Genomic DNA, 13,890 nt, shown 5'->3' with positions numbered 1-13,890 from the left:
CTAACTAGGAGGCGGTCATGGCTCTCGACGGAGCGCGGGTCCGTTCGGCGCCGCCGGCCGCCATCACCATGGCGGCCGTCCTCGCCGCCTTCGGTTCGGCGCTTGTGCTGGAACAACTCGCCCACCCGGGCGTCGACGCCGTCGTGCAGGCGGTCGTCCTGACCGTCACGCTCGCCGGAGCCCAGCGGGGCATACCGCCGGCCGACCGGCTCACCGCCTGCGTCGTCATGCCCCTCGTCGCCCTTGCCACGGCCGCGCTGGGGGCGCTCATGTCCGACCACCGCGTGGCGGGCGACGCCGCTTTCGTGCTCCTCGTCACGTCCGCCATCTGGATCCGCAGGTTCGGGCGCCGTTTCGCGCGCGTGGGCACGCTCATGACGCTTCCGGCGGTGGCCCTTCTCGTCGTCCCGCACGCGCATGCACCGGGACACGTCGTGTGGGCACCGGTCATGGCACTGATCGCGTGGTTCTGGGTCACGGCGTTCCAGTTGCTCGCCGACCACGTGACCGCGACCGGCCCTGCCGGCACGGAGGGACCGGAAAGACGGAGCCCGGTCAGTGGACGGATGGCCGCCCAGATGGCGGTCGCCCTGGCCGCCGCGTTCACCGCAGGCCATCTGCTCTTCCCCGGCCACTGGTCCTGGGTCGTCCTCACCGCGTTCATCGTGTGCAACGGCGCCCTTGGGCAAGGAGACGCGTTGCACAAGGGCTTCCTGCGCACGCTCGGCGCGGCCGGTGGCACCCTTCTGGCCACCCTCATGGCGGGGATGTCCGGCCCGGGGAACCGGTGGTCCGTCGCGCTCGTCTTCGTCGTGCTGGGTGTCGCCGTCTGGCTGCGTCCCAAGAGCTACGCGTACTGGGCTGGTGGGATCACGGCGGCCCTGGCCCTGCTGTACGGATATCTCGGGCAGTCCGCGATGCCCCTGCTCTGGACGCGGATGGAGGCCATCCTCGCCGGAGCGGTCATCGGCGTCGCGTCCGCCTGGTTCGTGCTGCCGTTCCGGACCGGGGACGTCCTGCGGCGCCGCTCGGCCGCGGCGCTCGCCGTCCTTCCCCGGGCCCTCCAAGGCGAGCCCGGGGCGATGGCCGGGTTCGAGCGTTCCGTCGCGGACCTGGACAAGCTCTACCCCCCGCTGAGGACGCACCGGGCCATCACCCGGCAGCGCCCGCACCAGGCCGACGTGGTCGACCACCTGCGCGACATCCTCGGCCACCTCCGCGCCCCGCCCGCCGACGGCACCGCCCAAGAGAAGATCGACACAGCGGTGGCCGGTATCCGCGAGCTCTGCGCGCCGGTTACGCGCGTACCAGAATCTCCGGGGTCAGCTCGTCCGGACGCTTGGAGCCGGAAAGCGCCAGGGTGAGCTCCAGCTCGGCCTGAAGGCAGCGCAGGACGTGCTGGACGCCGGCCTGGCCGCCCAGTGCCAGCCCGTAAGCGTACGGGCGCGCGACCAGGACCGCCTTGGCGCCGAGGGCGAGCGCCTTGACGATGTCCGCCCCGGTCCGGATCCCGCTGTCGAAGAGGATCGTCGCCTGGTCGCGGACGGCCTCGACCACGCCGGGGAGCGCGTCCAGCGAGGCGACCGCGCCGTCCACCTGGCGACCGCCGTGGTTGGAGACGATGACGGCGTCCATCCCGGCGTCCACGGCCTGGCGGGCGTCGTCGGGGTGCTGGATGCCCTTGAGCGCGATGGGCCCGTCCCAGTGCTCGCGCAGGAAGATCAGATCGTCCCAGGTCAGGCTCGGGTTGCCGAAGTTGGCGACCCAGTGCAGCAGCGCCGTGTCGCGGTTGGCCTCCGTCACGGGCCCGCCGACGGCCTTCTGGAACACCGGGTCGCTGAAGTAGTTCGCGACCCCGATCCCGCGCAGGAACGGCAGGTAGGCCTGGTCCAGATCGCGCGGACGCCACGCCAGCGTGAACGTGTCGAGGGTGACGACGAGCGCGGTGTACCCGGCCGACTTCGCCCGCTCCAGGAAGCTGACGGCCAGCTCCCGGTCCTTCGGCCAGTACAGCTGGTACCAGCGCGGCCCGTCCCCGTTCGCCTCCGCGACCTCCTCGATGGCGAACGAGGACGCGGTGCTCAGCACCATCGCCAGCCCCTCCGCCGCGGCCGCCCGCGCGACGGCCAGCTCGCCGTCCGGATGGAAGATGGACTGCACGCCGATGGGGCCGAGCAGGACCGGCGAGGGCATCGGGGTGCCCAGCACGGTCACCGCCAGGTCGCGCTCGGCGACGTCCCGCAGCATGCGCGGGACGATCCGCCACCGGTCGAACGCGGCACGGTTGGCCCGCGCGGTCGCCTCGCTGCCCGCCGACCCGGCCACGTAGCCGAACGCCTGTGCCGACAGCGACCGCTCGGCGAGGCCCTCCAGCCTCGTCAGGTCCGTCGGCAGCGCCGGCAGGACGTCCCCGAGCCCCTGCAGATAGATCGAGTTCTGGAAGTCGGCCAGCCCGCTCAACGAAACCTCCACCTGCTCGACGAACTTCCACCCGGGGAAACCGAAACGGTCCCCGCCCAATCTGCCAGGTCCGCGGAGGTGACGAAACGGAATCGATCCGCCGACTCGGCCGGATCACCCGGTGGGGCGGGCGAAAGATGTCCCCGGGACCGGCCACAATGTGGGGCATGGCACGACGCGGATCCCAAGCCCCTCCACCTCCGCCGGACTTCGAGGAGAACATCGTCGATGTCGACGTCTCCGACGAGATGCGCGGCAGCTTCCTCGAATACGCCTACTCGGTCATCTACCAGCGGGCGCTCCCCGACGCGCGCGACGGCATGAAGCCCGTCCAGCGCCGGATCCTGTACTCGATGAACGAGATGGGGCTGCGCCCCGACCGCGGGCACGTCAAGTGCGCCCGCGTGGTCGGCGAGGTCATGGGCAAGCTGCACCCGCACGGTGACAGCGCCATCTACGACGCGATGGTGCGGATGGCCCAGCCCTGGGCGATGCGGATGCCGCTCGTGGACGGGCACGGCAACTTCGGGTCGCTCGGCGGCGACGACATGCCCGCCGCCATGCGGTACACCGAGGCGCGGTTGTCCCGCGAGGCGATGCTGATGGTCACCTCCATCGACGAGGACACCGTCGACTTCCGGCCCAACTACGACGGGCAGGAGCACGAGCCGGAGGTGCTGCCCGCCGCGTTCCCGAACCTGCTGGTCAACGGCGCGTCCGGTATCGCGGTCGGGATGGCCACGAACATGGCGCCGCACAACCTCGGCGAGGTCGTCGCCGCGGCCCGGCACCTGATCGACCACCCGGACGCCACGCTCGAGGAGCTGATGCGCTTCGTGCCCGGCCCCGACCTGCCCACCGGCGGAAAGATCGTGGGGCTGGACGGCATCCGCGACGCCTACGAGCGCGGCCGGGGGACGTTCCGCACCCGCGCCACGGTCTCCGTCGAGAACGTCACGCCCCGCCGCAAGGGCATCATCGTCAGCGAGCTGCCCTACGCCGTCGGCCCCGAGCGCGTGAAGGCCAAGATCAAGGAACTGGTCAACGCCAAGAAGATCCAGGGCATCGCCGACCTGAAGGACCTCACCGACCGCACCGTCGGCCTCCGCCTGGTCATCGAGATCAAGAACGGCTTCAACCCCGAGGCCGTCCTCGCCGACCTCTACCGGCTGACGCCGATGGAGGAGACGTTCGGCATCAACAACGTCGCCCTGGTCGACGGCCAGCCCCGCACCCTCGGCCTGCGCGACCTGCTCCAGGTCTACATCGACCACCGCATCGACGTCGTCCGCCGGCGCTCCCTCTTCCGGCGCCGCAAGCGGGAGGACCGCCTCCACCTGGTGGAGGGCCTGCTCGTCGCCCTGCTGAACATCGACGAGGTCATCCAGGTCATCCGGCAGAGCGACGACGCCGCCCAGGCCAAGCAGCGCCTCATGCAGATCTTCGAGCTGTCGGAGATCCAGGCGCAGTACATCCTCGACACCCCGCTGCGCCGTCTCACCCGCTTCGACCGCCTGGAGCTGGAGAAGGAGAAGGAGCAGCTCGCCAAGGAGATCGCCAAGCTGACCGCGATCCTCGACTCGGAGAGGAAGCTGCGCGGCGTCGTCTCCCGGGAGATGGGCGAGGTCGTCAAGGAGTTCGCCACCCCGCGCCGCACCATCCTGCTGGAGTCCTCGGGCCACACCGCGGCGGAGGCCGTGCCGCTGGAGGTGGCCGACGACCCGTGCACGGTGCTGCTGTCCACCACCGGCCTGATGGCCCGCACGCACGACGCCTCGCCCCTGCCCGACAGCGGCCCCCGCGCCGCGCACGACGTGCTGACCTCGGTCGTGCCCGCCACGGCCCGCGGCCAGGTCGGCGCGGTGACGTCCCTGGGCCGGATGATCCGCATCGACGTCCTGGACCTGCCGACGCTGCCGCCGTCCGCGACGCCCCCGTCCCTGGCGGGCGGTGCGCCGGTCACCGAGTACGTCGATCTGGAACCGGACGAGACGGTCGTGGGCATCGCCGCCGTCGGCGAGGAGGGCGGCGGCCTGGCGCTGGGCACCGCCCAGGGCGTGGTCAAACGGGTGGTCCCCGACTTCCCCGCCAACCGCGACGAGTTCGAGGTCATCGGCCTCAAGGACGGCGACCGCGTGGTCGGCGCCGTCCATCTCATGTCCGAAGAGCAGCACCTCGTCTTCATCAGCACCGACGCCCAGCTGCTGCACTTCCCCGCGTCCCTCGTCCGTCCCCAGGGCCGGGCCGCCGGAGGCATGGCGGGAATCAAGCTCGGCTCCGGCGCGAGCGTCCTGTGGTTCGGCGCCCTCGACCCGTCCCGCGAGGCCCGCGTCATCACGGTCTCCGGCTCGTCCTCGGCGCTGCCCGGCACCCAGACCGGCGCGATCAAACTCGCCGACTTCGCCGACTTCCCGCCCAAGGGCCGCGCCACCGGCGGCGTCCGCGCCCACCGCTTCCTCAAGGGCGAGGACGTGCTGCTCCAGGCATGGGCGGCCCTGACGCCCCTGCGGGCGGCGGGCGCCAACGGCAAACCGGCGACGCTCAACGTCACCATGGGCCGCCGGGACGGCTCCGGCGAGGGGCTGGACACGCCCCTGACCGCCATCAGCGGCCCCATCGGCCCGGCCCCCGAAGAAGGCCCGTCCGAAGAGGAATGACGCGAGAGGCCCCGGGCGGATGCCCGGGGCCTCGGCCTTTCACCGCCCGGCGCCGCGGAGGCCACCGGGATCGGGGAAGGGGCCTGCGTCAGTCGGCGCAGATCGCGTAGACGCTGATGCCGACGTCGTTGTAGCCGATCTGGCGGCCGAGCGCGATCCATCCGCGCCCGTCGTCGGTGGGGAAGGAGCCCACCAGGATGGCGCCGTTGCCCCGCGCCTCCCCGCCGCCGCCGAGAACGTGCTTGGTGCCGGGGCAGACGACGACCCGTCGCTGGAAGTTGGGGACGTTGGCGTTCGGCAGGGCGACGATCTGATAGCCCGGCGGAAGGGCGGCGGCCCGAGGCGCGGCCGGCTTGGAGGGGGCCTGTGCGCTGGCGACTCCGACGGTGGCCAGGCCGGTCACCATGGCGGTCGCGGCCAGGGCCAGGGCGGTGGTCTTGATCGACGGCATGTGCTCTCCTTCGACGATGGCTCCCCACCGCCGGAGCCCGCGCACACCCCGTGAGACGCAGGATGTGCCGGAGTCGCGAGTGACGGCGGGTAAGCCGGTGAGGTCCGAACACAAGGAGTGTTCACTACGTCACGCTTGGCTGCCAGATGCCCGAACGACTCACTTGATTACGGAGTGTGCACATACCGCGCCGGACAGAGGGTCTGCCCCCTTCCCAGTGCTCTCACCTGCGGTAGTTGATTAGTTACAGAAAGTGCGCGTCCGGATCCGGCCACTCAAGGCCCCGCTCCGAAGGCCGTCGATTCTCGAGGTCACGGCGACGGCGCGACCCTGGGCCTTCGGGATCGGCGGACGGCACCGGCGACGGTGGACGCGCCGCGTCGGCGGTGCCATGGGCGACGAGGTCGCCCCTCACCGGCGAGGCACGGGGAGGCCGTTCCGGATCTCAGGTCTCGACGTCGTCCGGGCCCCAGTGCGCCTCCATGCGGACGATCTTGCCTTCCGCGTTGAAGGTCATGACGTCGATGGCGTGGACGCGCAGGCCGGGGACGTCGACGGTGAAGGCCATGGCGGCGCGGTCGCCGTGGGATCCGCGGATGGGCGCGTCGAGGGTGAGCTTGGCGCCGCCGGCGATGGCGTTGGCGTAGAACTCCTCGATGGCGGCGCGGCCGCTGATCGGAGGGTGGCCGACCGGGTCCTCGATGACGGCGTCGTCGGCGTAGAGGCCGGTCACGGTCACCGCGTCGGCGGCGTTGAGGGCGTCGACGTAGGTCTGGAGCGCCTGCTTCATGTGGTCCTGGGAGGGCATGGCCGAAGCCTAGCAAGCGATCGCTTGGTTACCGATGGCTCATGATGGGGGCATGGCTATCGCATCGTTCATGGTTCCGCTCGGCTCCCCCGTTCCCGCGTTCCGGCTGCCCGCCGTCGGAGGCGGGTCCGTATCGGACGGCGACTTCCCGGACGCGGCGGCCCTCCTGGTGGTGTTCCTGTCCAACCACTGCCCCTACGTGCGGCGAATCGAGGACGGGATAGGCGCTCTCACCACCGAGTACGCGGGCAAGGGGCTGGCCACCGTCGCCGTGTGCAGCAACGACGTCTCGAACTATCCCGACGACGGCGCCGAGCACCTCCGGGAGCAGGCGAAGAGGGCGGGATTCGCCTTCCCCTACCTGGTGGACGAGTCACAGGAGACGGCCAAGGCGTTCAGGGCCGCCTGCACGCCCGACTTCTTCGTCTACGGCCGGGAGCGCACGCTCGCCTACCGGGGCGAGTTCGACGGGGCCAGGCCGAGCAACGACGTCAAGGCGGACGGAGCCGCCCTACGGGCCGCGCTGGACCTGGTCCTGGCCGGCAAGGACGTCCCCGAGCCGCACGCGGCGAGCCTCGGCTGCGGCATCAAGTGGAAGCCCGGCAACGAGCCCGGGTGATCACGCCGCCGGAAGCGGCGGAGGCGGGTCACGCCATGGTGGTCTGGCCTTCGCGGGGACGGGGCACCGTGGTCCGCAGGCCGCGTTCGGCGCAGTCCGCGAGGGTCTCCAGGAGGTCGGCCGGGCCGCCGGAGGCGTCGTCGTAGTGCCAGAACCGGATGACCTTCTCCCCTTCCGCGCCCGGGTTGAAGCGGCCCAGGGTGAAACAGCCGGCGATGGCCATGCGCACGATGACGCGCTCGCTGTCGTCCAGCTCGTTCACGTAGGCGGCCGCGTCGATGAGGCCGATCGCGGCGCGGGCGTTGCGGCCGTCGTCGCAGGGGTCGGGGCGGTTGATCCGCCATTGCGCGTAGGGGCGCAGATAGTCCGCGATCATGCAGGTTCTGAGCACGGTCCCATGCTCAGGCCGCGCGGGCGCGCGCGAAGGGGCTTTGACCGTGTCCTTGCCGGACCCTGACCGAAGATCATCCGCCGAGGCCGTGCCTGAAGGCGTAGGTGACGGCCTGGGCCCGGTCGCGGAGGTTCGCCTTGGCGAACAGGTTGTTGATGTGCGTCTTGACCGTGGCCTCGGAGATGAACAGGTCGCCCGCGATCTCGGCGTTGGAGCGTCCCCGGGCGATGAGGGCGAGCACCTCCGCCTCGCGCCGGGTCAGGCCGTCCGGCAGCCCGCCGGCGGCCCGGCGGGGGGCCTCGCCGGCCGCCACGGCCTCGATCAGGCGGCGCTGGACGGCCGGGTCGAGCTGCGACGCTCCCCCGCGGACGGCGGTGACGGCGCGGGCGATCTCGTCGGCGTCGGCGTCCTTGGTGAGGTAGCCGCGGGCTCCGGCGCGCAGCGCGGCGAAGATCGACTCGTCGTCGGCGTAGGTGGTCAGGACGACGATCCCGACGTCCGGGTGCGCCTCCCTGATGCGGCGGGTCGCCTCCACCCCGTCCATCCGCGGCATGCGCAGGTCCATCAGGACGACGTCGGGACGCAGCTCGGCGACCATCGCCACGGCCTGCTCGCCGTCACCGCACGCGCCCGCGACCTCGATGCCGGGCAGCAGTTCCAGCAGGAGGACCAGGCCCTCCCGCACCACGGTCTGGTCGTCGACGACCAGGATCCTCGCCGTGTCGCTCACCGCTCGCCCCTCCCTCAGGCCGGCACGCTGAGGGACACGCGGAACCCCTCGCCGACCGGTCCGGTGACCAGCGTGCCATCGATCAGCTCCGCACGCTCCCGCATCCCCACGAGGCCGTACCCGCCGCCGCCCAGCTCCGCGCCGAGCTCGGTGCCGCCCGTATCGGTCACTTCGAGCTCCACCTTGCCGATGAGGTACCGCAGGGCGACACGGGCGCGCGCGCCGGGGGCGTGCTTGCGAACGTTGGTGAGCGCCTCCTGCGCGGTCCGGACGACCGCGAGCCCGGCCTGCGGCGGCAGTTCGCGCGGCTCGCCGGTCACGAGCACGTCGCAGGGACGTCCGGTGCTGGCGTAGAACTCCTCGGCGAGCTCCTGGATGACCTCTTTGGGCTGCGGTATCTCCCCGCGCAGCGTGGCCAGGGCCCGCCTGGTCTCCTCCAGGCCGGAGCGGGCGAGGTTCCGCGCGCGCTCCACCCGGTCCAGGGCCTGGACGCGGTCGCCGTCCCGCGCCAGCAGCAGCCGCGCCCCCTCGAGATGGACGACCTGCGCCGACAGCGAATGGGCCAGGATGTCGTGGATCTCCCGCGCGATGTGCGACCGCTCCGCCAGGACCGCGTTGGCCGCCTCCGCGCGGCGGGTCGCCTCCTGCGCCGCCTTGCCCTGGCGGCTCGCGAGAGCGCCGAGGGTGATGCCCGCGACCGCCGCCATCTGACCGAGGTCGGCGCCGTCGGAGCCGAACGCCTCCCCCAGCCCGCCGATCGCGGCGATCGTCAGCGCGCTCACCGTGATGCCCCCCGGTACCGGCAGCCACATCAGCAGCATCCAGAGGCCGGCCATGGAGAAGAAGAACCCGTTGCCGGAGCCGGGGGCGAGCGCGTATAGCGCCATCGCCGAACCGATCGCCCCCAGCAGGAGGACGATGCCCAGGCGCCGGCGACGCGCCTCGCTCTCCCGTCCGAGCCAGATGCCGCTCCCCAGGGACGCGAACATGACCACGTTGAGCACGACGAGGGCCAGGCCGACGCCGTGCAGCGCGGGAGCGGGATCGGTTCTGAGCGTCCCCCGGACGTAGGCGACGAGGCCCCAGGTCAGCGGGACGCCGACGACCGCGACACGGATGGTCCGCTGCCCGGTGAGCCTCACGGTACGCCCCTGACCGGCACGGCGTTGACCGGTACGACGCCGACCGGCGCGGCGCCGTCCGGGCTCTTCGCTCGCGGCCCGGCGGCGGAGGGCTGGACGATCACCGCCGCGGGGAGCGGCGGGACGGCGCACGCCCTGCGCGCGTCGGCGGGGCTCGCCCGCAACCGCCGGTACGGGGCCGGGGCGATGACGGCGGCGGCCGGGAGGACGTCGTCCAGCGTGTTCATGGCTTGAGAGTAGGCAGCGGAGGCCCTCGCGCGGATCGGCGCCCGGCTGGACTTCCCGTCCACCCCCGGGTGGAGGCCCCCGATCAGGTGTCGATGCGCTCCACGTCCAGCTCGGCGGCTCCGGCGGTGATGAACGCGCGGCGCGGGGCGACCTCGCTGCCCATCAGCAGGTCGAACACCTTGCCCGCCTCCTCGGCGTCCTCGATGCGGACGCGGCGCAGCACCCGGTGCCGGGGGTCGAGCGTCGTCTCCGCCAGCTGGTCGGCGTCCATCTCACCGAGGCCCTTGTAGCGCTGGATCGGCTCCTTCCAGCGCTGGCCCTTGCGCTCCAGCTCGACGAGCCGCTTCCGCAGCTCGGCGTCGGAGTAGGTGTAGATGTACTTCTCCTGCCCCTTCCGCGGCTTGACCAGCTCGATGCGGTGCAGCGGCGGGACGGCGGAGTAGATCCGCCCGGCCTCCAGCATCGGCCGCATGTAGCGGTGGAAGAGGGTGAGCAGCAGCGTGCGGATGTGCGCGCCGTCGACGTCGGCGTCGGCGAGGATCACCACGCGCCCGTAGCGGGCGGCGTCGACGTCGAACGTCCGCCCCGACCCGGCGCCGAGCACCTGGATGATCGCGGCGCACTCGGCGTTCTTCAGCATGTCGGCGACGGACGCCTTCTGCACGTTCAGGATCTTGCCGCGGATCGGCAGCAGCGCCTGGAACTCGGAGTCGCGGGCCAGCTTGGCGGTACCGAGGGCCGAGTCTCCCTCGACGATGAACAACTCGCTGCGGTCGTCGGCTGAGCGGCAGTCGACGAGCTTGGCCGGGAGGGCAGAGTTCTCCAGGGCGTTCTTGCGGCGCTGGTTGTCGCGCTGGGTGCGGGCGGAGATGCGCGTCTTGGCCGCGCCGACCACCTTCTCCAGGACGGCGCGCAGCGGCTGCTTCTGCCCGCGCGACGGGTTCTCGAAGATCGCGCGCAGCTCGCGCAGCACGACCTGGGAGACGATGCGCGTCGCGGCGGACGTGCCGAGGACCTCCTTGGTCTGGCCCTCGAACTGCGGCTCGGGCAGGCGGACCGTCACCACGGCGGTGAGGCCCTCCAGGACGTCCTCCTTGATGACGTCCTCGTCGCCGTTCTTGAGCAGCTTCGTCGCGCGGAGCTGCTCGTTGAGGACCTTGAGCACGGCGCGGTCGAAGCCGCGCACGTGCGTGCCGCCCTTCGGGGTGGCGATCACGTTGACGAACGACTTGGTGATCGTGTCGTAGCCGTTGCCCCAGCGCAGCGCGATGTCGACCTCGAGGTCGCGCTCGACGTCGGTGGGCGTCAGGTGGCCCTGGTCGTCGAGGACGGGGACGGTCTCGGTGAAGTGGCCGCGCCCCTGGAGCCGCAGCACGTCGACGATCGGGGCGTCCTTGGCGAGGTAGGAGCAGAACTCGCCGATGCCGCCGTCGAACCGGAACGTCTCGTCGACGATCTCCTCGCCGCGCTCGTCGCGGACGTCGATCGTCAGGCCCGGGATGAGGAACGCGGTCTGCCGCATCCGGTCGAGGATGAGGGACTGCTCGACCGTGGCGTCCTTCAGGAAGATCTGCAGATCGGGCCAGAAGCGGACGCGGGTACCGGTGGTCTTCTTGGCGACCTTGCGGACCTGCCGCAGGCCCGACCGCTTCTTGAAGCGGGCGTTCGGGCGGCCCTCGTCGGCGAATTCGCCGGGCAGGCCGCGCCGGAAGCTGATCGCGTGGGTGTGGCCGTCGCGGTCGACCTCCACGTCCAGCCGCGCGGACAGCGCGTTGACCACGGAGGCGCCGACGCCGTGCAGGCCGCCGGACGCCGTGTAGGACACGCCGCCGAACTTCCCGCCCGCGTGCAGCCGCGTCATGACCAGCTCGACGCCGGGCAGGCCCGTCTTGGGCTCCAGGTCGACCGGGATGCCGCGACCGTTGTCGCCCACCTCGAAGGAGCCGTCGGCGTGCATCGTCACGCTGATGTGCGTGCAGTAGCCCGCGAGGGCCTCGTCGACGCAGTTGTCGACGATCTCCCACAGGCAGTGCGCGAGGCCACGGCTGTCGGTCGACCCGATGTACATGCCGGGTCGCTTGCGCACGGCCTCCAGCCCCTCCAGCACCGAGAGGTGCCGGGCGGAGTAGCCGTGCGGGTCTTCGGTTGTCGCTTCGGCGGTCGCGGCGGTCAACGTGCGTGTGCTCCTCGGGGGTAGGACGGTCGGCAGCAGGGTACCCCCGGCCGCCGACAATCCACCGAAAGGCTCGCCGCCGCCGACGTTCCGCACGCCGGCGCGGGAGGGCCCGTACGGTTCGCCAGGCTACCCGTACTCCGACTTCTAGACCCGGACCTCCACCTTTGGATGGGTGTGAGAAGGCCCGATTCATCCCTACTGTCCTCCCATGGCGCAAACGATCGAGGTCACGGGCCTCCGCAAGCGATATGGGGACGTCCGGGCCGTGGACGGGGTGACGTTCGCCGTCGAGGAGGGCGAGTTCTTCGGCATCCTCGGGCCGAACGGCGCGGGCAAGACCACCACACTGGAAATCATCGAGGGGCTGCGGGAGCCGGACGAGGGCGACCTCACCGTGCTCGGCCTGTCCCCGTGGCCGCGCAACTCCAAGCTCCTCCCCAGGATCGGCGTCCAGTTGCAGGCGTCGTCGTTCTTCGAGCGGCTGACCGCGCGCGAGCAGTTGCGGACGTTCGGCTCCCTCTACGGCGTCACGGCGAAGAAGGCCGACGCGATGCTCGAACTGGTCGGCCTGGACGACAAGGCCGACACCCGCGTCGAGAAGCTCTCCGGCGGCCAGGCGCAGCGCCTGTCCATCGCGTGCGCGCTCGTGCACGACCCTGAGCTCGTGTTTCTGGACGAGCCCACCGCCGCGCTGGACCCGCAGGCCCGCCGCAACCTGTGGGACGTGCTCCGGTCGATCAACACCGAGGGCCGCACCATCGTCCTGACCACGCACTACATGGACGAGGCGGAGATGTTGTGCGACCGCGTCGCCATCATGGACGCGGGCAGGATCCTGAGGCTCGGCCCTCCGGCGGTGCTGGTGCGCGGGCTGGACGCCCCGGCCAGGATCAGCGTGGCCAGCGGCGTCCTGGACGTCGGAGACGCGCGGCTGCTGCCGGGCGCGGACGAGGCCGAGGACGACGGCGTCTCGCTGACCATCTCCACCCGCGACCCCTCCGCGGTGGTCGCCGCCATGGCCGCCAAGGACGCGCTGGACGGCGTCCAGATCCGCGGCGCCACCCTTGAGGACGTCTTTCTGGAGCTCACCGGACGGGAGTACAGGGCGTGAGCACGTTCGAGAGTTTCAAGAGCCTGTCCAGGGCGATGTTCCTGGGCTTCCGGCGCGACCGCACCGCGCTGTTCTTCACCGTGCTGTTCCCCCTGATGTTCCTGGTCGTCTTCGGCGGGATCTTCGGCCACCAGTCCACGTCCAAGGTGAAGGTCCTGGAGGTCGGCAGGGCGCCGGTCCTCGACCAGGCGGTGGCGCAGGGAGCGGGCGAACTCGGCAAGGTCCTGAAGGTCGAGAAGGCCTCCGACCGCGCCGCCGCCCTGCGCACGGTGGAGAAGGGCGACGCGGACGCGGTCGTGGAGCAGCGCGGGGGCGAGCTGGTCGTCCACTACTCGGCGGCCGACCAGGTCAAGTCCGGGACGGTGCGGGGGCTGATGAACTCGGTCGTCCAGTCGGCGAACCTCTCGGCCTCCGGCAAGCCGCCCTCCTACCGGCTGACCGACCGGCAGGTGGAGGACGACTCGCTCAAGGCCATCCAGTTCTTCACGCCGAGCCTGCTGGGCTGGGCGCTGGCGTCGGCGGGCGTCTTCGGGGCGTCCCAGACGCTCGTCACGTGGCGGACCAAGGGGATCCTGCGCCGCCTCCAGCTCTCCCCGGCGCCCATTCCCACCGTGTTCGCCGCGCGCGTGGCGGTCAGCCTCGCCGTGGCCCTCGTCCAGTTCGCGCTCTTCGTGGTCGTGGCGCAGCTCCCGATGTTCGGCCTGAAGCTCAGCGGCGCCTGGTGGATGGCGATCCCGATGGTGATCGCGGGCGTGCTGGCCTTCCTGTCGATCGGGATGATGATCGGCGCGTGGGCCAAGACCCAGGAGACCGCCCAGGCGGTGACCCAGCTGATCGTGCTGCCGATGGCGTTCCTGGGCGGCTCGTTCTTCCCGCTGGACGCCTCGCCGGGCTGGATGAGGGCGCTGTCCTACATCTTCCCCCTGCGCTATCTCAACGAGGGCATGCTCAATGTGATGGGCAGAGGGCTCGGGCCGACCTCCGCACTGCCCCAGATCGCCGTTCTGCTGGGGGTCGCGGTCGTCGGGGCCTTGATCGCCGTACGCCTGTTCCGGTGGGACGCCGCCTAATGTGACCTCGATCACTTATTGGGCCATTCTGCTGTGGGCGTACGAAG

At 71.4% G+C, this 13,890-nt stretch carries 13 protein-coding genes; 5 read left to right on the top strand and 8 right to left on the bottom strand.

All coding sequences use genetic code 11. The features are described 5' to 3' along the window. The first annotated feature begins 17 nt into the window (after positions 1 to 17). Complete coding sequence (locus tag AB0H37_RS04510; protein ID WP_360611344.1) at positions 18 to 1,364, top strand: FUSC family protein; 1,347 nt, start codon at positions 18 to 20, stop codon at positions 1,362 to 1,364. On the opposite strand, the gene AB0H37_RS04505 is transcribed toward AB0H37_RS04510, so the two are convergent. Next, complete coding sequence (locus AB0H37_RS04505) at positions 1,297 to 2,460, bottom strand: lactate 2-monooxygenase (protein ID WP_360611342.1); 1,164 nt, start codon at positions 2,458 to 2,460, stop codon at positions 1,297 to 1,299. The two genes, AB0H37_RS04510 and AB0H37_RS04505, sit on opposite strands and share 68 nt — an antisense overlap. A gap of 167 nt (positions 2,461 to 2,627) precedes the next feature. On the opposite strand from AB0H37_RS04505, the gene AB0H37_RS04500 reads away from it, so the two are divergent. Continuing rightward, positions 2,628 to 5,117, top strand: coding sequence for a DNA topoisomerase IV subunit A (locus tag AB0H37_RS04500; RefSeq protein ID WP_179836543.1), 2,490 nt, complete (start codon positions 2,628 to 2,630; stop codon positions 5,115 to 5,117). An 88-nt stretch (positions 5,118 to 5,205) separates the two neighbouring features. Here the strand turns inward: AB0H37_RS04500 and AB0H37_RS04495 are convergent, their stop codons facing one another. Continuing rightward, the gene (locus tag AB0H37_RS04495) at positions 5,206 to 5,568 is read right to left on the bottom strand and encodes a hypothetical protein (RefSeq protein WP_179836544.1); all 363 of its coding nucleotides are present in this window, start codon (positions 5,566 to 5,568) and stop codon (positions 5,206 to 5,208) included. Between the two features lie 445 nt (positions 5,569 to 6,013). Further along, on the bottom strand, positions 6,014 to 6,376 hold the full coding sequence (locus AB0H37_RS04490; RefSeq protein ID WP_179836545.1) for a nuclear transport factor 2 family protein: 363 nt from the start codon (positions 6,374 to 6,376) through the stop codon (positions 6,014 to 6,016). 52 nt (positions 6,377 to 6,428) lie between these two features. Between AB0H37_RS04490 and AB0H37_RS04485 the strand changes: the two genes are divergently transcribed. After that, the gene (locus AB0H37_RS04485) at positions 6,429 to 6,995 is read left to right on the top strand and encodes a thioredoxin family protein (RefSeq protein WP_360611339.1); all 567 of its coding nucleotides are present in this window, start codon (positions 6,429 to 6,431) and stop codon (positions 6,993 to 6,995) included. A gap of 28 nt (positions 6,996 to 7,023) precedes the next feature. On the opposite strand, the gene AB0H37_RS04480 is transcribed toward AB0H37_RS04485, so the two are convergent. The 5 genes from AB0H37_RS04480 to AB0H37_RS04460 form a co-directional block, all read right to left on the bottom strand. Further along, on the bottom strand, positions 7,024 to 7,386 hold the full coding sequence (locus tag AB0H37_RS04480) for a hypothetical protein (protein WP_179836547.1): 363 nt from the start codon (positions 7,384 to 7,386) through the stop codon (positions 7,024 to 7,026). A gap of 73 nt (positions 7,387 to 7,459) precedes the next feature. Continuing rightward, positions 7,460 to 8,116, bottom strand: coding sequence for a response regulator transcription factor (locus AB0H37_RS04475; protein WP_360611337.1), 657 nt, complete (start codon positions 8,114 to 8,116; stop codon positions 7,460 to 7,462). Positions 8,117 to 8,130: 14 nt separating this feature from the next. Continuing rightward, positions 8,131 to 9,258: a histidine kinase gene (locus tag AB0H37_RS04470; RefSeq protein ID WP_329087599.1), complete on the bottom strand. Its 1,128-nt coding sequence runs from the start codon at positions 9,256 to 9,258 to the stop codon at positions 8,131 to 8,133. Further along, positions 9,255 to 9,485, bottom strand: coding sequence for a hypothetical protein (locus tag AB0H37_RS04465; protein ID WP_360611334.1), 231 nt, complete (start codon positions 9,483 to 9,485; stop codon positions 9,255 to 9,257). Before AB0H37_RS04465 ends, AB0H37_RS04470 begins: the two co-directional genes overlap by 4 nt. 83 nt (positions 9,486 to 9,568) lie before the next feature. Further along, complete coding sequence (locus AB0H37_RS04460; protein ID WP_179836549.1) at positions 9,569 to 11,659, bottom strand: DNA topoisomerase IV subunit B; 2,091 nt, start codon at positions 11,657 to 11,659, stop codon at positions 9,569 to 9,571. A 211-nt stretch (positions 11,660 to 11,870) separates the two neighbouring features. Between AB0H37_RS04460 and AB0H37_RS04455 the strand changes: the two genes are divergently transcribed. After that, complete coding sequence (locus AB0H37_RS04455) at positions 11,871 to 12,773, top strand: ABC transporter ATP-binding protein (RefSeq protein WP_360611332.1); 903 nt, start codon at positions 11,871 to 11,873, stop codon at positions 12,771 to 12,773. After that, complete coding sequence (locus AB0H37_RS04450; protein ID WP_329087592.1) at positions 12,770 to 13,843, top strand: ABC transporter permease; 1,074 nt, start codon at positions 12,770 to 12,772, stop codon at positions 13,841 to 13,843. The genes AB0H37_RS04455 and AB0H37_RS04450 overlap by 4 nt, the downstream gene beginning before the upstream one ends. Positions 13,844 to 13,890: the final 47 nt, after the last annotated feature.

The organism is Actinomadura sp. NPDC023710 (assembly GCF_040639875.1).
In the GTDB taxonomy this organism is placed as follows: Bacteria; Actinomycetota; Actinomycetes; order Streptosporangiales; family Streptosporangiaceae; genus Spirillospora; species Spirillospora citrea.
The sequence above is the reverse complement of the archived record's forward strand: the minus strand, read 5'-3'. Positions and strand labels throughout refer to the sequence as shown.

Bases quoted from the DNA above. Each gene is read 5' to 3' on its own strand.
- AB0H37_RS04485 (WP_360611339.1), top strand. From the start codon at position 6,429: ATGGCTATCGCATCGTTCATGGTTCCGCTCGGCTCCCCCGTTCCCGCG.
- AB0H37_RS04495 (WP_179836544.1), bottom strand. From the start codon at position 5,568: ATGCCGTCGATCAAGACCACCGCCCTGGCCCTGGCCGCGACCGCCATG.
- AB0H37_RS04500 (WP_179836543.1), top strand. From the start codon at position 2,628: ATGGCACGACGCGGATCCCAAGCCCCTCCACCTCCGCCGGACTTCGAG.
- AB0H37_RS04465 (WP_360611334.1), bottom strand. From the start codon at position 9,485: ATGAACACGCTGGACGACGTCCTCCCGGCCGCCGCCGTCATCGCCCCG.
- AB0H37_RS04490 (WP_179836545.1), bottom strand. From the start codon at position 6,376: ATGCCCTCCCAGGACCACATGAAGCAGGCGCTCCAGACCTACGTCGAC.
- AB0H37_RS04510 (WP_360611344.1), top strand. From the start codon at position 18: ATGGCTCTCGACGGAGCGCGGGTCCGTTCGGCGCCGCCGGCCGCCATC.
- AB0H37_RS04455 (WP_360611332.1), top strand. From the start codon at position 11,871: ATGGCGCAAACGATCGAGGTCACGGGCCTCCGCAAGCGATATGGGGAC.